Genomic DNA, 21,737 nt, shown 5'->3' with positions numbered 1-21,737 from the left:
ACGATCCGGGGTCAACAAAAGAGTATTTGCTCTGGGCACTACAATGACAGAATAACCTTCCCATCACTCCCTTACTCACCCAGCATCGACTGTGTGAATGCAATCCACTCTCTCGTGGCAAATGAAAGATAACGATCCTTCCGCCAGATCATGCCGAGCTGCCATGGAATCACCGGTTCCACCACGGGTATGATGCGTACACGCATATGATCCACCTCACGACAGATCGTCTCCGGCAGTAAGGCTACACCCAGATTGGCGGCAACCATCGCGCTGAGCAGATCCCACTGAGAGCTCTCATATACCACACGGGGCTGGAACCCCGCATGCTGGCAAGCCACAATAATCCGGTCATGCAATGCAAAATCCTCCCGGAACAGCACAAAGGCGTCGTTTTCCAGTTCATGCAGCGCGACCGACTCTTTCTCCGCAAGTGGATGTGAAGGGTGTACGAGCAGGTTCAGCTTCTCTTTCACAAACACAAAATGATCCAACAGCTCATCCACGGTTGGCAGTACGGCAACGCCAATATCCAGTGCACCGCTGATCACATCGGCCTCCACTTTTTTGGCGCCATCCTCAAACAGCTGAATGGTCACCTGCGGGTAGGCTTTGTGAAATTCACCAATGATCATGGGGAAAAAGCTTGATCCTACCATTGGCGGCAAGCCGATCCGCAGATGGCCTTTTTTCAAGTTCATCAGATCGTCCAATTCGGAGGACAGACTGCGGAATGATTTTTCAATCTCCAGTGCCTGCCGAAAAAAAACATGACCTGCATCGGTTAGTTCCACCTTTTTGCCATAACGATCCAGTAGCGTGATCCCCAATTCCTCTTCAAGACTCTTGACCGTCTTGCTGATCGTGGGCTGGGTGATATACAGGACTTCGGCGGCTTTTGTGAAGCTCTGCTGCCGGGCAACTTCCAGAAAATATTGCAAATGGCGGATATCCATCGGTTGATCCCCACCTCTCATAGATAAATGGAATAGTAAACATTCTTAATATGCATTTTACTCATGAAAGAATGCCATGTAAAATTTGTGATATCAAACGAAACATTTTCAAAAAAAATTAAACGATTACGTTGATTATATAAGGAGGGATTGAAGTGAAAAAATGGGGCCTTGGTATTGCACAGGTTGCGCTCTTAATGGTTTTTTCACTGCTTATGGACCTGCTGGCCCGTACTCTCCATCTTCCTGTACCCGGTTCAATACTCGGTATGGTTGTGTTATTCATTCTGCTTCAGACTCGTGTCGTGAAGCTACGCTGGATTGAAGTTGGAGCTGCCTGGCTGCTCGGTGAACTACTACTATTTTTTATCCCGTCAGCCGTTGGCATTATGAACTACATGCCCATGTTGGAGCATGACGGACTGCAGATTTTATTCATCGTACTACTTAGCACATTCCTGGTCATGTCCTGCACAGGCTTGGTTGCTACACGAATCGCGAAACGAAAGGGGCGTCACACTGGATGATTGGATTTCTCTGCCTGCTATTAACCGTTGGGATCTATGGGGTCGCCAAACGAATGTATCGTAATCTGCCAAAAGTATATCTGTCTCCACTGCTCATTACGCCGCTGCTGGTTGTTGGCATATTGCTCGCAACGGGAACGGATTATACCACGTATAGCAGTGGAGGCAAATGGCTGAGTCTGCTTCTCCAACCGGCCACCGTGGCTTTTGCAGTACCGCTCTATACCTTTTTTCATGTACTCAAAAAACATATTTCTGAGATTGTCTTCAGTGTCATGACCGGCTCGGTCGTTGCCGTACTTTCTTCTGCCCTGCTCGCCAAATGGTTGCGCCTGGATTCCGGTCTCATTCATAGTCTGATCCCAAGATCGATTACCACCCCAATTGCCATGAACGTATCCGCCACCATCGGTGGCATACCCGCAGTGACAGCTGTTTTTGTTATTATGACTGGTCTGCTCGGAGTGATTATGGGCCCTTCTATCGTCAAGATGCTGCGCATCGATGGGGAGATTGCACGAGGCACACTATTTGGAACCGGTGCCCATGGCACAGGAACATCCAAGGCGTTTGAACTGAGTTCCCTGACCGGTACCATCTCCAGCATCTCCATGGTGCTCGCTGCATTGTTCACTTTAGCGGTTGCACCCATCCTTTCCAAACTTATTTTTCCATAATAGATGGCATTATCCCACTTTTTTGAAATATTATTGTTGTATTAAAGCCCTTTCTTCCTTACAATAAGGACAGGTTTTTAATTGTGAATATTGCGGGGGAGATGCGATGAAAAGAACCGGAATGAAGAGATCTCTGGACCGTCTTGGACGAATTGTCCTTCCCAAAGAAATGCGGGATACGATGGAAATCCATATCGGCGATCCGCTTGAGTTTTTCATTGAAGGGAAAGAGTTGATTTTAAGAAAGTACAAATCAACATTATGTATTTTTTGCGGTGATGTAGATACGGAAATGTATTTCAAAGAACAATTCATCTGCCGGACTTGTGCAATTCAATTAAAACACCCGGATGACTCTCCCGACTGGTTCGTACCTCAGAACAAACAGGCTCCTGCACCCGTGGAGCGTCCTGCTTCCAAATCCGCCTCAGTCTCATCTCCCGCTAGGGAAGAAGGGACCACAGCTGACAACCAAGAATACCCGGATCTGCGGCCGAAGACGGCACGTATGCTGCAACAGATGAAAGAAATTGTTGAACAGAATCCCGGTTTGGCTCAACAGCAAATTGCGGAAAAGCTTGGCATCAGCCAAGGACGCGTCTCTCAATTAAAAAAGTTACTATAATCAAAATGGCATTCGATCATTTATAGTCAGAAGACCTTTCGATCAGGAAGTCCCGCTGCAAGAGAACCCGTTGTTTTTCGTGGGTTCTTCTTTTTTTTATATTAAATCCATTCAATCCTAAAAAAAGATGACCTATGCTCATCTGCTGCGGCCATCTCATGATATCGTTTCAGATCTTCTATTCATCTTTAACTTACGCCTGAACCGCGTCCATCTGACCTTCTTCTTCCGCTTCCAATCTGCGCATGCCCACAACCAGGACAATAATGTTAGCTACCAACAACACGGCCGGGAACGGAACAGCAGCATATTGTGCATAGATCAGATGACTTCCCACGGCCCCAATCAGAATAAAGGTCAGTATGCCAGAAGCCAGGATGCGAGTACGTGGAATCAGCAGTCCTACAGCACTAAGCAACTCCGCAGCGCCCAGCAGATACATCGTCCATGTCGGATAAGAGAAACTTTCGAATGTCTGAATCATCATGTCTGCCCCACTAATCTTGTTAAACCCTGTCATGACAAACATACCTGCAAGAATAACTAGAAAAATATAACCCAAAATTTTGTTCATATGTAGATCCTCCTGTAACAATTATATGTTCCTACTATGTAATGATTATTTTTGCTGCACATTGTAAAAAAAGAATCTATGTAAAAGTTCCCAAAGGTCACTCTGTTTTCAACCGTTCAGCCGAGTTTAATTTTCAGAATAGTACGCGTTCATATTATACGTATTATTTATCACCAACTTACTTTTGTGAAGTTAGTATATAATAATAACATAATTTCTTCAAGTAATTTTTCGCTGTATGATGTATAATACATACAAAAGGTATGTTACAGTATATTTTGTAGTAACCCTCATTTACTTGGATGTCCTATATTCTTAAAGCGGCAGAAACCATGTCCTTTCATATACAACCTGCGAAGAAAATAATCATGAATCGAGGTGAACACGTTGAAGCTGAAAAAAGTAAAAGCACCAAGTCCCTGTATGATCACTCAAGCCATAGACATCATAGGCAAGAAGTGGGTACTGTTAATCATGTATCAACTGTTGTCCGGACCCAAGCGGTTTACGGAGCTTGAAGCAGAGATGGCGATCAGTGGACGACTTTTATCGGAGCGATTGAAGGAAATGGAGACAGAAGGTATCGTAACCCGACACATGTTTCCCGAGATACCTCCCCGTGTAGAGTATGAATTAACACCTAAAGGCAGAGCCATTGAACCTGTCATTGATCAGATCTACAGTTGGTCATCCGACTGGTTGAAACAGCAGAAATCCGAGTAGTTGAATTGCTGTTCAATAATCTCTACTCAACACAAATACGCCTGAATCGGGCTGATCTGCGGATCATTCCCTGATTCAGGCGTATTTATATTACCTTCAACCTTTTAATGAGAGAGATGTTTTGAAGGCTGAAGCTGTACAGGCAGACCGGAATCTGCCGATGCCAAGGCCGCCGTTGTAATCTCCTGTGTACGGCAGGCATCCGCATAATCGGACAGAATTCGTGAACGGTCTCCCGTACGCAGAGCATGAATGAACGCTTCATTCTCACGCTCGTATGGATTATGTCCTGCCGGAATCTCCAAACCTGCCATCGCATGTTTTGCCGCACTTGGCAGAAGCAAACGTTCTGGCGTCCAATCCCACACGCCTGCATCCGTGTAGAACTGGAGTCCTGCGCCGCCCTCTCCATCTGGCAACAGACATGTATTGGCGATACTGGCAATCGCTCCACTTTCCAGCTTGAGCGTCACATTCGCCACATCGGCAACGGTGACATGCTCATGCTTCTCATGCATGCTTCGCTGAGCTGCTACAGCATATACCTCCGTAACTTCTCCTGCACAATACCGAAGCAAGTCTACAATATGTGTAGTCTGCTCAACGAATTGTCCTCCTGAACCGTCCTGACGCCGCCACCAGGCGACCCCTGGCATTCCGCCCATCCAGCGACCAAGAGCCATGCCGACCGTCTGTTCTTTCATCGATTGCTGCAGGACCTGCGCGGCCTCCTGATAACGAAAATGGTATCCTACAGAGGTTAACAATCCGCTCTTTTGCACCTGATCCAACACCTGACGCGGAACATCCATTCCGGTGCTCAAAGGTTTCTCCACCAGGAATGGAATACCGCGGCGGATTAATTCGGACTCAATCGATCCGTGAGACATCGGAGGCACACAGATATACACCGCATCCAGCTTCTCACCATCCAGCATATGTTCAAGTTCCCCGTAACCAACAGCATCATAAACGGAGGCCATAGCCTCTGCCTTTTCGAGCGATGTTCCACAGACACTCGCAACACGAACACCTTCCATCCGTGCGAGAATATCCGCGTGTACCTTACTGAACCAGCCTGTTCCAATGATTCCGATCTGTAATGTCATGGATGTAATCCCCTCTCTATGTTACACGCTTACATGTTCCATTCGACTCTCGATCTTGAAATCCTGCCTCAGATTTTTCCGGATGCTTCCAGCAGCAGTTGATCCAGTTCCTGTGTATGTTTAACCACTTCCTCTTCCGACCAGTCCAAACGAACTGCCATATACGAGATAACTGCTGCTTTATAGCGACGAACTTCATCAATACGGAAGAATAAATCACCTGTTCTTCGTACCAAAAAGTCAGATGGGGTTGCAGCCATCTCTTCATCAATCGCGTAATGTAGCATAAGCAATAGCTCCTGTGGCATGCCATGAAGCTCTGACTTGATGCGTGGATCGGGCATTCGCTCATATAGTGCCTCCACATTGGAACCATACGTGCGGACCAGCCGCTCCGCAGCAGGTCGAGCAAGTCCCAAGGCAACACCATCCTTGATCTTGCGCTCCGCATACGATACAAATCCAGCCGATCCCCCTACATCACCGCCGGAGATGGGCATCTTCTTCGTTACACAAGGTCCTATGAAATGCCCACTCTCCTGCTGCATCTGGCGTGCGACCAGATCAACAACCATCTCGGCCATTTTACGGTATCCGGTTAACTTGCCCCCGGCAATCGTAATCAGATTGGAATCGGATACCCAGACTTCATCTTTACGTGAAATTTCGGAAGGATTCTTGCCTTCTTCATGAATTAGTGGACGTACACCCGCCCATCCGGATTCCACGTCCTCGGTACTAATGTGTACATCTGGAAACATGCCATTAACTGCATCAATCACATAATCGCGATCTGAGTCGGAAATTTGCGGGTGTGCAGGATCATCCTGATATACAGTGTCGGTTGTTCCTACATAGGTTTTGCCATCACGTGGGACAGCAAATACCATTCGACCATCTGGTGTATCAAAATAGACGGCCTGTCTTAATGGGAATCGTTCACCATCAAAGACCAAATGGATGCCTTTGGTCATCTGCAACGTTTTCCCCTGGCGCGAACCATCCAATTCCCGCAGACCGTCCACCCATGGACCGGAAGCGTTAATCACCTTGCTTGCTTTTAGTGTATATATCTGCCCATCGATCTGATCCATGGCTTCAATACCTGTAATCTTGCCATTCTCCTTCAGGAAACCTTTCGCCTTAACGTAGTTCACTGCCTGTGCCCCACGTTTGACAGCTTCTTTCATAACTTCTATGGTGAGCCTGGCATCATCAGTCCGGTACTCCACATAGAGTCCACCACCCAACAACCCCTGTTTGCGTAATAAAGGTTCACTGTCTGACACCGCTCCAGCATTCAACATTTGGCGCCGTTCACTGCGCTTCACCCCGGCGAGCCGATCATACACCATCAGTCCAATGGATGTGCTGAAGCGGCCGAACGTGCCAGCCGTATAGATCGGTAACAACATCGGTTCCGGTGTGGTCACATGTGGCCCATTCTCATAAACTACAGCCCGCTCCCGTCCTACCTCAGCAACCATCTTCACTTCATATTGCTTCAAATAACGTAATCCGCCATGGACAAGCTTGGTCGAACGACTGGATGTACCTGCTGCAAAATCCTGCATTTCTACAAGCGCTGTCTTCAATCCACGGGAAGCCGCGTCCAATGCAATCCCTGCGCCTGTAATCCCACCACCAATAATTAATACGTCAAAATGTGCATTCGCCATGCTTTGCAAATATTCGGTCCGGTGTGCTGACGAGAACGTTTCTGTCATTCTTGAACCTCCTATTGATTTTCTCAATTTTTCCGTAAAAAAACAAAAAAAGGACCACGTCATTCGCTCAGCAATTGCTGAGCGGCACGTGGTCCCTCCCGATCTCCAGACATCATTTTTTAACTTGTGCCTTTATCCTATCACAGATTTTTGACGGCGTGAAGTCCTGAAATGACACATTATTCAAAAAAAATTCAAAAAGTTGTTCTGCCAAAGGATGGAATTTCAAATGAATCCACTAACCTTGTTTTTTTCCTTATAGTGGGTATATATTTTGTCTTCTCCAGGAAGAATAACCCTGTAAATCATTCATCATTTTCCACCAGTAAATATCATTTATAACATATGTTTAGTTAAAAAGTACAAATACCCACACCAAGAAATATTTATTTCATTCCTTTTATTTAAAAGCCATTGCAGCGTTCACTGCACGCTTCCAGCCTGCATACAGTTCTGTTCGTTGTTGCTCAGCCATAACAGGCTGGAAGACACGCTCCGTATTTTCATGATCGGTCAATTCATCCGCACTCGTCCAATATCCAACCGCCAATCCTGCCAGATAAGCCGCACCCAATGCAGTCGTTTCATTCACCGTTGGGCGTTCGACAGGAATGCCCAGAATATCACTCTGGAACTGCATGAGGAAATCATTCGCCGCCGCTCCTCCATCCACACGCAGAGCATGCACGGAAATACCCGAGTCGGATTCCATTGCCTCCAGTACATCTTTGGTCTGATACGCCAACGCCTCAAGCGTAGCACGGATAAAGTGTTCCTTTGTCGTGCCTCGGGTCAGGCCAAACACCGCACCCTTAACCTCACTATCCCAATACGGACTGCCCAGTCCGACAAATGCAGGTACCATATAAACGCCGTCTGTCGAAAGCACGCGTGTGGCGTAATCCTCGCTATCTTTTGAAGAGCGAAGCATTCTTAATCCATCACGCAGCCACTGAACCGCTGAACCTGCAACAAAAATGCTGCCTTCGAGCGCATATTCAACCTTGCCATTCATCCCCCAGGCAATCGTTGTAATCAGTCCGTGATTGGATTGTACCGGGTTCTCTCCCGTATTCATAAGCATGAAACAACCGGTACCATATGTATTTTTCATACTGCCCTTGGTGTAACAGCCCTGACCAAACATCGCTGCCTGTTGATCACCTGCCGCTCCCGCAATCGGAATCCGATGACCGAAGAAATGATAGTCTGTTGTGTGTGCATATACCTCGGATGAACCTCGCACTTCTGGCAGCATGGCCTTAGGAATGTCGAGGATATCCAACAATTCGTCATCCCATTGCAGATCATAGATGTTATAGATTAGGGTACGTGAGGCATTGGATATATCCGTGACATGTGTACCCCCGCTCAGTTTCCAGATCAGCCAGCTATCAATCGTGCCAAACAGCAGTTCACCCTTATCTGCCCGCTCCCGGGCACCAGGGACATGATCCAGAATCCACTTCACCTTGGTTCCCGAGAAGTAGGGATCGATCAGTAATCCTGTTTTACGGCGGAAAAGGTCCCCGAGACCCTGCGTCTTCAATTCTTCACAGATATCTGCGGTCTGTCTGGATTGCCATACCACTGCATTATAGATGGGTCTGCCTGTTTCTTTGCCCCATACCACAACCGTCTCACGTTGATTCGTAATTCCAATTCCAGCAATCTGAACAGGTTTAATTCCGCTCTCTGCCAGACATGAAGCCATCACGGCAAGAATGGAACTCCAGATTTCGTTGGCATTCTGCTCTACCCAGCCCGGCTTGGGGAAATACTGGGGGAATTCCTGCTGTGCAATGTGCACAATCTCCCCGCCACGGTTAAATAGAATAGCTCGGGAGCTTGTCGTTCCCTGATCCAGAGCCAATATATATTTTTCCATACAGCCAACCTCCTGTTGTGGTTTCTTTTTACGGTGTAAGCGATTTCTCGAAGTGTCGGATCAGATCTGCGTTGGATGTGGTCACTGCCGTAGCCCCGACGCCAAGCGCAAGTTCAACCTCTTCCGGTGAACGGATCAATCCCCCCGCAATAATGGGTATCCCTGTACGCACAGATACTTCCGCAATAATATGCGGAATGACGCCAGGTAATACTTCAATATAATCCGGTTGGGTTTTGGCCAGCAACAGATAACTTTTCTCCAGCGCATGGGTATCCAGTAGAAAAATACGTTGAATCGCTGTAATGCCTTTCTGCTTTGCCTTCTGAATAACACTCGCTCGCGTAGAGATCAGTCCTACGGGGCGAATGTGCTGACACAGATACTCTGCCGCATACTCATCGTTTTTTAATCCCTGTACCAGATCTGCATGCAAAAGTATCTTTTTGTCATACCGCCGCGCCTCGTCCATTACACTCTGAAGCTGTGCAATATGAGTTTCCAGCATCACCCCATAGGTATAAGGGCCTTCAATCATCGCCTCAAACTGCTTCATGCTCTTCGCAGCCGGCAATATACGTTGTCCCTCAAATGGCACCTTGGTTCCTCCCGCATTCATCAGATGACTATATTGTATAATCCGAACTGTGGGAACGGCAAGCCATTCCGTGAATCAGGAAAACCTGATCGCTACCCTATCCTCCATACAAAAAAGCCGCTGCTGTACTTCTCCATAACGGAGAGTACTACAACGACTAATCCACTAATCAATTACATCTATTAATAATGATTAAGCCTGCGCATGCGGAAGCAACGTCTCTGCCTCAGCCCAGCCATCACTTTCAGCCAAGTGACCGGAACGATTCACTTTCGTTTGCAGATATTTCTCGTTAAAAGCAGAGCGATCTCCCCATAGTGGAACACGTCCACCCACATTTAATCCCGCTTCCTGCAAGGCAGCCAGCTTCCGTGGATTGTTGGTGATCAGTGTAACCGGAGCAGAGCGAAGTGCACGCAATACGGCAATCGCATCGTCATAATTGCGGGCATCGTCTGTGAACCCGAGCTGTAAGTTTGCATCTACCGTATCCAGACCTTCTTCTTGCAAAATGTACGCCATAGCTTTGCTGAACAGACCAATGCCACGTCCCTCATGGTTCGCAAGATAGAACAGTGCACCCGCTCCGTGTGCGGCGATCATTTTCATGGATTGCTCCAATTGGAAGCCGCAATCACAGCGTTTGCTGCCAAAGATGTCGCCTGTATGACAGATGCTATGCATCCGGATCAGCGCTTCTTGTGCTTCAGCAAAGTCACCGTACACCAGAACACTGGATTGTTGACGCTCTGCCAGTTCAGCAGCAGCAAGAGATTCGATTAACTCGCCGCTCTCCATCGCTTTGTCCGATTTCATCCAGCTGTACCACTGGAATGTCTTGGTCTCCCCGTCGAGGTTAACCGGAAGCTTGATTGGTCCCACCAGGTATATAAACTCTTTTCCACTCGGAAAAGTCTGAATTTTGGGGGCAAGCAGTTGAATAATATGTGAATTGATCATTGTCGTTCCTCCTGTTTAGGCCAACTTGTATGTTGATTGATTCGCATCCAGAGCAAAACTGGATCACTTGGATGTTATATAGTACGTATCTATATTATTCTCATCATCATTAGTTACTTTATGTAAGTTAGTTTAGAATAAAAATTATAATGTGTCAAGTAACTTTTATTTTTAAAGTAACTACCCAATTTATGTTACGCAACCGACACAAATATGTGTTTCATTTTAGGAATATTGGGTATGAGTTTATAAACTGCTCATACACTAATGTTGTAGTCCAAAGCACTTCATGCCTCGAACTTAACGATGAGGGGGTAATACACATGATCCGCCGGAAAAGAACATGCTGGACAGCCATACTGATGGTCTGCGTCCTGCTCATAAGCGGATGCTCCATCTGGCCCGGACAGGACGATTCAGCGAACAACAAAAAGGTAGCGCTTACATTATGGTACTGGAATCGTTCCATCGATGATAAGTTGATTGCCAGGGCTAAGGAAAAGTTCCCCAATATCGAACTGACAGCTCAGAAAATCGGCGGTGATTTCAAAGCAAAGCTCAAAACAACACTCGCTGCACGTTCAGGTGAACCAGACATTGTGGCATTGAACGACTGGATCATGGAGCTATTCCCCAGTGAGGACCGTTTCTATAATCTGTATGATCTAGGTGCAGGAGATATTGAAGACCAATATCTGCCGTGGAAATGGAAGCAAGGCGTTACGCCAAGTGGACAGATGATCGGTTTTCCGATGGATACGGGGCCAACAGCCCTCTTCTACCGAGAAGATCTGTTCAAGGAGGCCGGATTGCCATCTGATCCCGAAGACGTTACACGCCAGATCAACAGCTGGGATGCATATGCCGCTGCCGGAGAACAGATCAAGGAGAAATTCGGAGGAAAGGTATTTCTGACCGATAACATCGGAAGCGTTTACAACCAAGTGCTGTCGCAAGGAGCTGAACGTTATTTCCGTCCAGATGGTTCATTCATCGGCATGGATTCTGCTCTGGTGCGAACAAGCTGGGATACATCCATTGCCTTCAAAGAGAAGGGACTACTTGCCAACGCAGACGGCTGGACTCCAGGCTGGAACGCCGCGATGAATAATGGCGAAATCGCCTCTTTCGTAGGTGCTGTCTGGATGAAACAAGTTCTTCAGGAAGCCGCTCCGGACACATCCGGGAAGTGGCGGGTCGCTCGGGCACCAGGGGGAGATGGCAACAACGGGGGATCATTCCTGTCCATCCTGAAGTCGAGTGAACATCCTCAGGAAGCCTTCGAACTGGTTCGCTGGCTGCAAAGTCCCGAAAATCAGCTGGAGCAATACCAGACATTGAACCTTTTCCCTTCCGCACCAGGTGTGTTTGATGACCCTGCCATGAAAGAAGAAGAACCTTTCTTCGGCGGACAGGCGACGGGGCCTGTATTTGCCGAATCGGCACAGCAAGTGCCGGATGCCTTTTTTGGCGAAAGGTACCCATCCGTACACAACATTATCACCCGGCGGCTGAATGATGTCGCGAAGCAAAATGCCGATCCACAGCAGGTCTGGACAGATACGGTACACCGCGTCGAGCGGGAATTGCAGCGTTAACCTGAAGAACGTGGTTTCGTTATCCGCAAAGGAGGAATTCATATGGCTGTAACTGAACCTCGTCTTACTCCCGATCCCGGAAATGCAAGACCTGATCTGGATCGGCAGAAGTCACTATGGGCGAGAATGTGGGAGCATCGTGCACTTTATGTTGCGATATCGCCGTTTTATATTCTGTTTGCGGTATTTGGCCTGTTCCCGATCGGATTCTCACTTTATCTGGCTTTTCATAAATGGGATGGCATCGGTGTCATGACGTACAACGGGTTCAACAACTTCAAATACATGCTGACCGATGCCGAGTTCTGGCAAGCCGTGGGCAACACGTTCATGATCTGGATCTATTCGACGATTCCAATGCTTTTTTTCGCCCTGATTATTGCCTTTCTGCTGCATGCACCATTTGTGAAGTTCCGTACATTATTTCGGGTCGGTTATTTCCTGCCAAACGTCACGTCCATCGTAGCGGTAGCCATTATCTTCGGTGCTTTATTTGCCAACAATTATGGTTTTCTCAATTATCTGTTGCAATCGGTCGGGCTACCGGTTGTGGAGTGGCTGAATGCACCATGGGGCATCAAAGTTGCAATCTCCTCCATGGTGGTCTGGCGCTGGACCGGATATAACGCCGTTATCTATCTGGCGGGGCTACAGAGTATCCCGCAGACGTTATACGAAGCAGCCAAGATTGACGGGGCATCCGCGATACAGTCCTTTTTCCGCATCACAATTCCGATGCTGCGTCCAGTGATCCTGTTCACGGTCATTACATCAACGATCGGGGGTATGCAACTGTTCACCGAGCCTCAAGTATTGGTAGGTAACGATGGTGGCGCTGGTGCAGCAGGCATGACGATTGTATTGTACCTCTACCGTGAATCCTTCATTAACAATTACTTCGGATATGGTGCTGCTGTTGGTTGGGGCATGTTCCTCATTATCGCCCTGTTCTCAATTGTGAACTGGAAGCTTGTTCAAGGCAAATCATCCTGATGTGACAAGGGGGAGCGCTTATGGCGTCCAAACACCTCAAATCGCTGGTGTTGTATACCGGTCTTATCGGGGGCATGCTCATATCCATGTTCCCGTTCTATTGGCTGATTGTAATGTCTACCCGGACAACGTCCGATATCTACAAGTTTCCACCGCAGCTCTGGTTCGGGGGCGAATTGTGGAATAATATTACGCGGGTGTTACAGCAGATTGACTTCTGGGGCGCCTTTCTGAATACGTTGTTTGTGTCGGGCCTCGTGACTATTCTTGTACTGTTTTTTGACTCACTGGCGGGGTTTGCGTTTGCAAAGTTTGAATTTCCCGGCAAAAAGTGGCTCTTCATCCTGCTGCTCGCGACCATGATGGTACCTTCCCAGCTATCGCTGGTGCCTTCCTTCGTACTCATGGCTACGTTCGGCTGGGTCGGTTCCTTCAAAGCTCTTATTATTCCGGGCATGGTGAACGCCTTCGGCATTTTTTGGATACGCCAGTATGCCACGGAGTCTATTCCGAACGATCTGCTGGATGCAGGCCGCATCGACGGCTGTAATTTCTTCCGGCTCTATTGGAACGTGGCGTTGCCGATTTTGCGACCTGCCTTTGCTTTCCTTGGCGCGTTCACCTTTATCGGAGTATGGAATGACTACCTGTGGCCTTTGATTGTCCTGACGGATGAACGCAAATACACGTTGCAGATTGCGTTGTCTCAATTGAACGGACTGTATAACACAGACTATGCGATGGTGATCGCAGGTACGCTGCTTGCCGTCATTCCGCTGATTGTCATGTTCCTGTTCATCAGCCGCCAGTTCATTTCGGATATTGCCGCAGGAGCGGTGAAGGATTAAGGATGGTGTAATCGAGATCGACGTAATCTGCTCCATTTTGATCCATCCCTCAAGTCTGATATTCTTATCTATAGTTGAAATAACAGATGCCATATAAGTTGGATGAATAGCGCCACCTTATATATTCAAGAAAGAGGGATGACAAAATGGCTTCTTCACCCTATATGATCGGCGTAGATATCGGCACGACCTCCACCAAGGCCGTCTTGTTCGAACAGAACGGAACCATTGTGGCTCAAGGCAGTGCCGATTATCCGCTGCACACCCCCACACCTGCGATTGCGGAGCAGGATGCGGAAGATATTTTCAAAGCAGTCATTGAATCCGTTAAACAGGCCACGTCCAAAGCGGGAGTGAAACCAGAGGACATCCTGTTTGTATCATTCAGCTCGGCCATGCACAGTATTCTGCCAGTCGATCAACACGGCAAACCGTTGATGCGGGCCATGACATGGGCAGATAATCGCAGTGCCGAGTGGACCGAAGTGCTCAAATCGGAGATGAATGGCCACGAAATCTATCTGAGAACAGGTACGCCCATTCATCCGATGTCCCCACTCACCAAGATCATGTGGCTCACTCGGGATCAACCGGAACTGTTCCAGCAGACGTACAAATTCATATCCATGAAAGAATATGTCTTCTATAAATTATTTTCTGAATACGTCATTGACCACTCGATGGCCTCCGCCACCGGACTCATGAATCTGGAGAAACTCGACTGGGATGCAGAAGCGCTGCATGTGGCGGGCATTACGCCGGAACACCTTTCCCGATTGGTCCCAACCACACATGTGCTGAAACATGGATTGCACCCGGAGTTCGCCAAGGAGATGGGCATTGCGGTCACCACACCGTTTGTCATCGGGGCCAGTGATGGCGTGCTTTCCAACTTGGGCGTGAATGCCATTGATCCAGGCGTCGTGGCCGTGACCATTGGTACCAGTGGAGCGATTCGTACAGTCGTAGATAAACCGGTGACTGATCCAAAAGGACGCTTCTTCTGTTATGCGCTCACGGAGGATGCCTGGGTCATTGGCGGACCGGTGAACAACGGCGGTGTTATTTTTCGCTGGATTCGGGACGAGTTTGCGGCTTCCGAGGTGGAGACGGCGAAGCGACTTGGCATCGATCCATATGAAGTGCTGACTCGTGTAGCTGAAAACGCACCTCCGGGATCGGAGGGTCTCCTGTTCCATCCGTACATGACAGGTGAGCGGGCTCCGCTCTGGAATCCGAATGCACGTGGCTCGTTTTTTGGCCTGACGCTGCATCATAAGAAAGAACATATGATTCGCGCTGCCCTCGAAGGTGTGTTGTTTAACCTGTACACGGTCATGCTGGCGATTGAAGAAAAGATCGGTCGTCCGAAAAAAATCCAGGCGACAGGCGGCTTCGCCCGCTCTGAGTTGTGGCGCCAGATGATGGCGGATATTTTCGATCAGGATGTCATCATCCCCGAAAGTATTGAAAGCTCCTGTCTCGGCGCAGCTGTACTGGGCTTGTACGCCCTTGGCCGCATCGATTCCCTAAGTGCCGTCTCCGGCATGATCGGATCAACACACCGGCACCAACCGGACCCGGACAGTGTCCGTGTCTACCGGGAACTGCTGCCGATCTTCATCCGCATCTCCCGCAAATTCGAAGAAGAGTATGCGGATATCGCTGCTTTTCAGAATAAGACGATGCAAGGGTAGGAAAGGCGTGGGATGTTACACGTCGGAGATTCAAAAAGTCGAACCGGAATAGGCTAACGAATCATAGACACCTTATTTGAAGCTTTTAACATGTTTTCAAAATCTAACGAACCTGAGCCACCTTATATCGGATTACATGGGCAAAAAACTGCTCTAGAACCTAATATGTAGCCTATTAACGTGTCTGTGGTTTGTTAGAAAATTACTTTTGCCAAATATCCTCCAATAGCGCGTCACAGGTTCGTTAGAAGTAATACAAGATGCCGTAAGTTAAAGAGGCCCACCCCGCCATGGTTATGTCCATATGGGAATGGGCTTTTTTTCATGCACAGACTATATAAACTCTATTTAGAATAGATCAAATTTATCTCTTGAGCATTCTTGAATCTTCCCTTTATGTTCTATATAAAGTATCCCGAGGCCGCCACAGCAACCGTCCTAAAATAGAAAAATCTCTTTTCCAGTTCCTGATTCTCTGGCGAAAAATCGGTCAAAAACTCAACTGAATTCAACATTTCTTCGGTCATCACGCTAGGTCTCCACAAAGCCAATTGGATGTCTTTGAAAATAAAAGAAAATCCCAACTCCGCATCGATGTCTCGAGTATATGGTGTCTTACTATCTATTAGCTTAACGAGATCATCGGCCTTTGTTCGAAAAACGTCAATATTATCATATGTAAGGACAACATCAGATTCATCAGGTGGATAATCGTGTGGATTACTTACTTCAATGAAATAGAGTTTATGTTCCGAATTATACTCCAATCGGTTATAGAGCTGACTAATCTCCGGGTTGATGCGCTCGATGATCTCCTCTACCTCTGGTTTACTCATTCCCAACTTAAATGGTCCAATGCCGACTATGGGTATGATCTCTAAAGGTTCCATGACGTTTCGGTTCCCAATTTCGTTCATGTAGTTCACTCCTCTTTATTTCAACATCTAAGAATTTATAAACGTTCATCCCTATACTCTAATCCTATCCTAAAAAGAGTGATTGAGCATGTTGGGTATAACAAAACCCCACAGCATGAAAAAACGGTGGAGTTAAAGTTTCCTATCTTTTATTGAATCAGATTTCTAACAACTATAGAACTGAAATCCTGGATTTTAATTACTGATTATACCTGCTGAACGCATTCTGGTCGGCCTGTACATTCTCCAGATACACAATCTGGCCCGCATCATTTACACGCGCGATATCAATGCCTGCTTTGGCATATACCGTTCCGTCTGCCGCTTGTCCGCATACCGCCCAGTTGGTTTGGTAGCTGCCGTCAGGCTGTTCCACCCAACCGTCCCACATATGTTTTACGTCCTTATTGTACTCGTAGAAAGCTTTCATGAAGCCATCGAATCCTGTTCGGCTGGTGCCGTTAAGCACAATCTCTGCGTCCTGTGTAAACAGGGACAATAAGTCCTCCATGGCGCGCTCGTCTGTGCGTGAAGCATCAAATAAACGGAAATAGTTGTTCAACAGTGTAGTGGTACTTATAGTACTCATTTATATTCCTCCCAGAATAAAAAGCCATTTTCCAATCTTTCAGTTCGAATATTTTCGAACTAATCGAAAAGAAATGTAACACACTTCCTATACTGCCCGCAAGAAATATATAAGTTGAGACCGACTTTTACACTAACACGGAGAGTGCAGAACCAATCTGAAGAAGCGAAGCGTGCGCATTTATCACCGGATTTTTCCCTTGGACCAAGGGAATAAAGAAAATCTGGGGATAAGAGCGATCGAAAGATGGTACTGCAATCGGAGTAAACAAGTGTAATAGTTACAGTTCAACTTCTATAGTTCGAAATTTTTCAAACATTGAAAGGTGTGGCCGAATATGCTAACGTCATAGATATGAGAACTCCAACGATACCTATGGCTTCGGAACTGAAGTTGACCACGGTCTGCAATGCATTGGGTGATCCGATCCGCATGAAAATTGCACACTGTCTGGCCAGCTCTGGCGAGAAAAACTGTTCCGCCTTCGAAGTAGATCATATTTCCAAATCCACGTTGTCCCATCACATCAAAATTTTACGTGAAGCTGGCGTGATCCAGCCACGCATTGAAGGTAAACAGCATTTTTATTCCCTACGAAAGGAAGAACTAAACACACGTTTTCCAGGCCTCGTCGAGATGATTCTGAATACAACCGAGGAATACGTACATTAAAGTAAGCAGGTTTGAGATAGAAGAACTACTTTCATCATGATCGCAATTCCCATAAAGGAGGCTAACCCTATGGACAAAAAAGCGGCAAAGATACTGCTGAGCAACTTCTGGGGAGGTGGTGGCTGGAAAACAACCTCTCTACCCTTCTCTGGAGATGAATTTGAATATGCCAAAAGCAAAGGTATTATGTTCGATCCACTCACGATCACGCATGACGAGATTGTCCAACGTCTGTACGACATGCATCAGGATGACTCGTTTAAAGAACGGGTGATTTCGGCATTTTTACATAGTCTGTCCACCAAAAAAGTCTATCTGCGCAGCGCATTATCCAGCTGGGCTTTAACATCGAACATGCCTTTGCATACTTACGAGGAACGTCCTGCCCTTCACCCCAACACCAGCTCCTGTGGGGATTGCAACTTCCTGCGTTTGCAGTCAGACAAGGAATATTCCAACGTCGACTTAAACGTCCTGAACTTTGAACGGATCAAGTGGGGCGGCGTGCGTCACGGTTGGCTTATCTATTGCCTGATGGATCTGGAATTACTGCTTCAGGACAACGATGCAAACTTTGAAGTAACTCCTGAAGACCAAGCCATCCTGGTCAACCTGCTTGAAGCAGCTCAGACGGAAGACCCCAAGGACAGTGCTCGCTCACTCGAGAAAAAGTGGAAGGATCTCTTGCCTTCCAGCAAACAGGAGCGAGATGCTCTGCTGGAAATCTGGGCGGCAGCCGGCATACTGGTTCCTGGAGATAAACCGAGAAAACGCAAAGGTGGTTCCAGCGATTTTGTTTTTGCAGCAACCTGGCAAGGTGATGATGGATATCATGCAGAAGCCGTAAAACATTATTTCGGCGCCTATCTTCCTCAAAAGCAATAGAATCCGATTTCTGTTCACTATTGCGTACGTCTGGTTACAATAATGACATCGACAGATTTCCTGTTTAACTCGTATAATAAGGGGAAATTGGTAGATGGGAGTGAAACAAGCGAGTTTATGGTATACATACTGGCTTTTATAGTGTCTTTTGCTGTCGTGGTTCTGCTTATTCCGCCGCTTGGTCGACTGGCTCACCGGCTCGATTTTGTGGACAAGCCTCGGGAAGATGTGGAGCGTAAGCTACACAGGCAACCGATCCCGCTCACGGCGAGTTACGCGATATTTACTGGATTTTTCCTGACATACATTGCTCTGACCAAAGAAATCACATGGGAAACAGCGGCTCTGGTCGCTGGTGGTATGCTTTTGCTAACAATTGGCACCGTTGACGACTGGTACAAAACAAAAGGCAAAGATTTTCCTGCCCTGCCCAAAATGCTCGTACAGGTCTCTGCGGCAGTACTCGTATTTGCTTCTGGCATTGCGTTCACCGGATTTGTGAATCCCTTCAACGCGGAATATGTCATGCTTCCAATCTGGCTGCAATTCATTCTCACGATCCTGTGGATCTTCGGGGTGACAACCGTCATCAACTTCTCGGACGGCATGGACGGACTGGCTGGTGGATTATCGGCCATCTCGGCGATTACCCTGTTCATCGTGGCCCTTGCCAAAGGTCAAAGTGATTCCGCACTCATGTCGATCATTCTGGTCGGTGTGACGATTGGTTATCTGAAGTACAACAAAGCTCCTGCCAAAGTGTTTATGGGTGATGCAGGTGCTACGTTCCTTGGCTTCATTCTGGCTGTTATCGCTCTGGATGGTGCATTCAAACAAGCAACCATGTTGTCCATCTTCATTCCAATTTTGGCGCTCGGTGTACCGATCTTTGATAACATCTTTGTCGTTATCAAACGTTTCATTCAAGGTAAAGCGATCTACCAGGCCGATGCGAGTCAAGCCCATTATCGGTTGCTACGTGCAGGACTGAATCACAAACAGGTTGTTGCTGTCCTCTATCTGGTTAGTACCTGCCTGTGTCTGTCTTCCATTATATTGATGCTGGTAGAGATGTAAGTATCCGCAATGTAAGCGGTCATGTCGGAATGTAAAAATAGACGAGTCCAAGATTTCTTGGCTCGTCTATTTGTTATGCTTATATGGTTAAGTGCTCATTCCGTGCTCATTCCGCACTCATTCGGTGTCATTCGCTAAATTGATAATTCATGTATAGGTTCAGTCCAGCTCAATCATCTGGGCTGGTATGCAACATCCACACGTCTTGAGCCGCAGGCGCTCATAAGCTCACACTTATCTCGAGGCTACCGGTGGCAACGGTTGTTCTTGTTGCTGCCGACCTGTCCACCCCGGCCGATCAAGTTCAATGAGACGGCGGTATCGCTCTTCCCCAGCCAGCAGTTGTTCGTGAGAACCCTGCATGGCAATCTTTCCATTTTCCATAAAAATAAGTTCGTCCATCTGTTCCGCACCAATCAGGTGGTGAGTCACCCAGATCATCGTTTTGCCTTGCAAGCTGTCCAGAATGGTCCGCATCAGTTCACGCTCCGTCACTGGATCAAGCCCTACCGTTGGTTCATCGAATATAATAACAGGTGTCTCCCGGAGCAGTACCCGGGCCAGAGCAATCCGTTGCCTTTCCCCACCGGAGAAACGCAGCCCGGTCTCCAGCATCGGCGTATCATATCCCTGCGGCAAGGATTCGATCAGACCGGATAAACCTACCTGGGCGGCCACCTGACGAATCTCCTCATCCGTTGCATGTGGACGACCAATCCGCAAATTATTCGCTACCGTGGTGTCGAACAGGTGTGGGCTCTGATTCAGCACCGCGATAACATCAGTGACACTATCACCAAGGGTCTGCACAGGCAGATCGTTGATCAGAACTTTCCCCGCAGACGGAAGTAATGCCCCCTGAATCAGCTTCAACAATGTCGATTTGCCGCCGCCGCTTCGTCCAAGAATAGCTAATCGTTTGCCTTGTGGCAGATGAAGGGATACATCATGTACGGCGTAGGAATCATCCGCTGCATAACGGTAACTTACGCGATTAATCTCGATGTCTGCTCTTAGTTTGGGTGGAATGCGAAGACGAATTCGTCTGTCCGAGTCGCCCGTTCCGCCAACATCATCCCCTCCAGTCTGCCCCTGAAGATCCGATTTCCCTTCCAGCTGTTTCAAGCGGTCCAGTGATTCCCGGTACTGAGGCAGATGCTCCACCGCATCCCCTACAGGCAGAAGTGTTTCCGTGAGCGGGAATAACACCAATACAAAAGCAGCAATCATCACGGCAGGTAATTGCCCGACAGAAGCGGCGTTTCCAGCCCATAGCGTCACGGATACGACCATCAGGCCAATGACACACTGGGCCATCAGATCACGCCAGCGTGTCCAGCGCCGCAACTTGCGACGAATCGCATCGACCTGTTCTTCCGCCTCTTCCTGCTGCTGAACAAATTCGGTTGCTCGTCCACTTGCAAGCCAATCTCCCAGTCCAAGCACACCGTCAGTCAGTCGGGTATACAACCTGCTGTTTTCCTTTTTCAGCCGTACACGCCATTTCCACGTCACTTTCAGGGAAATCGCAGGTAACACGGCAACAAGGAATAACATATACAAGCCCATCCACACCGCAAATCCCAGATCAACACGGCCAAAAGCAATCACAGCCCCGCCGTACATCACAAGTGCAGTAACAGCGGGAAAGACTGTACGCAGATAAATATCCTGCAACCGCTCCACATCATCGGCGAGTGCTCCAAGTACATCTCCAGTCTGCATGCGAGAACGCAAGAACAGGGCCTGTGGCTCCAGAATGCGATATAACTTCACCCGTTGATCGGCCAATACACGCAGTACGGCATCATGTCCTGCCAAGCGCTCGATATATCGAAACACCGCGCGGAATATTCCAAATGCACGTACACCAACAATAGGTACATACACCATCAGAATATTCTCAGGACGCAGCGCAGACTTGGAGATAAGAAATCCGGAGGTGAACAGCAACAGTACCGCACACAAGGCAGCGCATGTACCCAGCGCAATGACTGCGATGAATCTCCAGCGGTACTGTGCCACATACGGAGCGATCCAGCTATTTTTTTCTTTTCCGTTACGGACGGTCTCCATATGTTCATATCCGGACTTCAT

The 21,737-nt window shown here is 47.8% G+C and carries 21 protein-coding genes; 11 read left to right on the top strand and 10 right to left on the bottom strand.

What is annotated here, in order from left to right:
• Positions 1 to 71: 71 nt before the first annotated feature.
• The gene (cidR, locus tag J2X75_RS19730) at positions 72 to 956 is read right to left on the bottom strand and encodes a cidABC operon transcriptional activator CidR (RefSeq protein WP_149846853.1); all 885 of its coding nucleotides are present in this window, start codon (positions 954 to 956) and stop codon (positions 72 to 74) included.
• Between the two features lie 155 nt (positions 957 to 1,111).
• Between cidR and J2X75_RS19725 the strand changes: the two genes are divergently transcribed.
• The 3 genes from J2X75_RS19725 to J2X75_RS19715 all read left to right on the top strand — a co-directional run bounded on the left by J2X75_RS19725 (position 1,112) and on the right by J2X75_RS19715 (position 2,785).
• The gene (locus tag J2X75_RS19725) at positions 1,112 to 1,483 is read left to right on the top strand and encodes a CidA/LrgA family protein (RefSeq protein WP_307541481.1); all 372 of its coding nucleotides are present in this window, start codon (positions 1,112 to 1,114) and stop codon (positions 1,481 to 1,483) included.
• A complete protein-coding gene (locus J2X75_RS19720) occupies positions 1,480 to 2,160 on the top strand; it encodes an LrgB family protein (RefSeq protein WP_091035927.1) in 681 nt (226 codons plus the stop codon). Before J2X75_RS19725 ends, J2X75_RS19720 begins: the two co-directional genes overlap by 4 nt.
• A 106-nt stretch (positions 2,161 to 2,266) precedes the next feature.
• Positions 2,267 to 2,785: an AbrB/MazE/SpoVT family DNA-binding domain-containing protein gene (locus J2X75_RS19715; protein ID WP_076209663.1), complete on the top strand. Its 519-nt coding sequence runs from the start codon at positions 2,267 to 2,269 to the stop codon at positions 2,783 to 2,785.
• Positions 2,786 to 2,978: 193 nt separating this feature from the next.
• On the opposite strand, the gene J2X75_RS19710 is transcribed toward J2X75_RS19715, so the two are convergent.
• Entirely contained in the window at positions 2,979 to 3,359 is a 381-nt protein-coding gene (locus tag J2X75_RS19710) for a DoxX family protein (RefSeq protein ID WP_310339327.1), read from the bottom strand.
• A 423-nt stretch (positions 3,360 to 3,782) separates the two neighbouring features.
• Between J2X75_RS19710 and J2X75_RS19705 the strand changes: the two genes are divergently transcribed.
• Entirely contained in the window at positions 3,783 to 4,082 is a 300-nt protein-coding gene (locus J2X75_RS19705; protein ID WP_026081419.1) for a winged helix-turn-helix transcriptional regulator, read from the top strand.
• A gap of 104 nt (positions 4,083 to 4,186) precedes the next feature.
• Here J2X75_RS19705 and J2X75_RS19700 read toward each other — a convergent pair whose 3' ends face one another.
• The 5 genes from J2X75_RS19700 to J2X75_RS19680 all read right to left on the bottom strand — a co-directional run bounded on the left by J2X75_RS19700 (position 4,187) and on the right by J2X75_RS19680 (position 10,364).
• Positions 4,187 to 5,191 carry a Gfo/Idh/MocA family protein gene (locus J2X75_RS19700; protein ID WP_047840822.1) on the bottom strand — a complete coding sequence of 335 codons (1,005 nt, stop codon included), beginning with the start codon at positions 5,189 to 5,191 and terminating at the stop codon, positions 4,187 to 4,189.
• 68 nt (positions 5,192 to 5,259) lie between these two features.
• Positions 5,260 to 6,918, bottom strand: coding sequence for a glycerol-3-phosphate dehydrogenase/oxidase (locus J2X75_RS19695; RefSeq protein ID WP_310339324.1), 1,659 nt, complete (start codon positions 6,916 to 6,918; stop codon positions 5,260 to 5,262).
• A gap of 400 nt (positions 6,919 to 7,318) precedes the next feature.
• Positions 7,319 to 8,806, bottom strand: a complete 1,488-nt coding sequence (gene glpK / locus J2X75_RS19690; RefSeq protein WP_310339322.1) for a glycerol kinase GlpK — start codon at positions 8,804 to 8,806, stop codon at positions 7,319 to 7,321.
• Positions 8,807 to 8,834: 28 nt separating this feature from the next.
• The gene (locus tag J2X75_RS19685; protein ID WP_310339320.1) at positions 8,835 to 9,404 is read right to left on the bottom strand and encodes a glycerol-3-phosphate responsive antiterminator; all 570 of its coding nucleotides are present in this window, start codon (positions 9,402 to 9,404) and stop codon (positions 8,835 to 8,837) included.
• 192 nt (positions 9,405 to 9,596) lie between these two features.
• Positions 9,597 to 10,364 (bottom strand): GTP cyclohydrolase II, encoded by a 768-nt coding sequence (locus tag J2X75_RS19680; protein WP_310339318.1) that lies wholly within the window; start codon positions 10,362 to 10,364, stop codon positions 9,597 to 9,599.
• 323 nt (positions 10,365 to 10,687) lie between these two features.
• On the opposite strand from J2X75_RS19680, the gene J2X75_RS19675 reads away from it, so the two are divergent.
• The 4 genes from J2X75_RS19675 to gntK all read left to right on the top strand — a co-directional run bounded on the left by J2X75_RS19675 (position 10,688) and on the right by gntK (position 15,500).
• Positions 10,688 to 11,962 (top strand): ABC transporter substrate-binding protein, encoded by a 1,275-nt coding sequence (locus J2X75_RS19675; RefSeq protein ID WP_124116671.1) that lies wholly within the window; start codon positions 10,688 to 10,690, stop codon positions 11,960 to 11,962.
• 126 nt (positions 11,963 to 12,088) lie between these two features.
• A complete protein-coding gene (locus J2X75_RS19670; RefSeq protein ID WP_091013252.1) occupies positions 12,089 to 12,955 on the top strand; it encodes a carbohydrate ABC transporter permease in 867 nt (288 codons plus the stop codon).
• Positions 12,956 to 12,975: 20 nt separating this feature from the next.
• A complete protein-coding gene (locus J2X75_RS19665; protein ID WP_091035913.1) occupies positions 12,976 to 13,803 on the top strand; it encodes a carbohydrate ABC transporter permease in 828 nt (275 codons plus the stop codon).
• Positions 13,804 to 13,949: 146 nt separating this feature from the next.
• Complete coding sequence (gntK, locus tag J2X75_RS19660; RefSeq protein WP_310339316.1) at positions 13,950 to 15,500, top strand: gluconokinase; 1,551 nt, start codon at positions 13,950 to 13,952, stop codon at positions 15,498 to 15,500.
• 401 nt (positions 15,501 to 15,901) lie between these two features.
• On the opposite strand, the gene J2X75_RS19655 is transcribed toward gntK, so the two are convergent.
• Both J2X75_RS19655 and J2X75_RS19650 read right to left on the bottom strand, forming a co-directional pair.
• The gene (locus J2X75_RS19655) at positions 15,902 to 16,417 is read right to left on the bottom strand and encodes a hypothetical protein (protein WP_310339312.1); all 516 of its coding nucleotides are present in this window, start codon (positions 16,415 to 16,417) and stop codon (positions 15,902 to 15,904) included.
• 199 nt (positions 16,418 to 16,616) lie between these two features.
• A complete protein-coding gene (locus J2X75_RS19650; RefSeq protein WP_310339310.1) occupies positions 16,617 to 17,006 on the bottom strand; it encodes a nuclear transport factor 2 family protein in 390 nt (129 codons plus the stop codon).
• 354 nt (positions 17,007 to 17,360) lie between these two features.
• On the opposite strand from J2X75_RS19650, the gene J2X75_RS19645 reads away from it, so the two are divergent.
• From J2X75_RS19645 to J2X75_RS19635, 3 genes are all read left to right on the top strand, one after another.
• Positions 17,361 to 17,678 carry an ArsR/SmtB family transcription factor gene (locus J2X75_RS19645; protein WP_223868731.1) on the top strand — a complete coding sequence of 106 codons (318 nt, stop codon included), beginning with the start codon at positions 17,361 to 17,363 and terminating at the stop codon, positions 17,676 to 17,678.
• 69 nt (positions 17,679 to 17,747) lie between these two features.
• Positions 17,748 to 18,563 (top strand): hypothetical protein, encoded by an 816-nt coding sequence (locus tag J2X75_RS19640; protein ID WP_310339307.1) that lies wholly within the window; start codon positions 17,748 to 17,750, stop codon positions 18,561 to 18,563.
• 117 nt (positions 18,564 to 18,680) lie between these two features.
• Positions 18,681 to 19,640, top strand: a complete 960-nt coding sequence (locus J2X75_RS19635) for an MraY family glycosyltransferase (protein WP_145325010.1) — start codon at positions 18,681 to 18,683, stop codon at positions 19,638 to 19,640.
• 234 nt (positions 19,641 to 19,874) lie between these two features.
• Here J2X75_RS19635 and cydC read toward each other — a convergent pair whose 3' ends face one another.
• Complete coding sequence (gene cydC / locus J2X75_RS19630; protein WP_310339305.1) at positions 19,875 to 21,737, bottom strand: thiol reductant ABC exporter subunit CydC; 1,863 nt, start codon at positions 21,735 to 21,737, stop codon at positions 19,875 to 19,877.

Source organism: Paenibacillus sp. 2003, from assembly GCF_031455635.1.
Taxonomy (GTDB): Bacteria; Bacillota; Bacilli; order Paenibacillales; family Paenibacillaceae; genus Paenibacillus; species Paenibacillus amylolyticus_B.
Note: the sequence above shows the minus strand (reverse complement) of the source record. Positions and strands in the feature narration are given on the sequence as shown.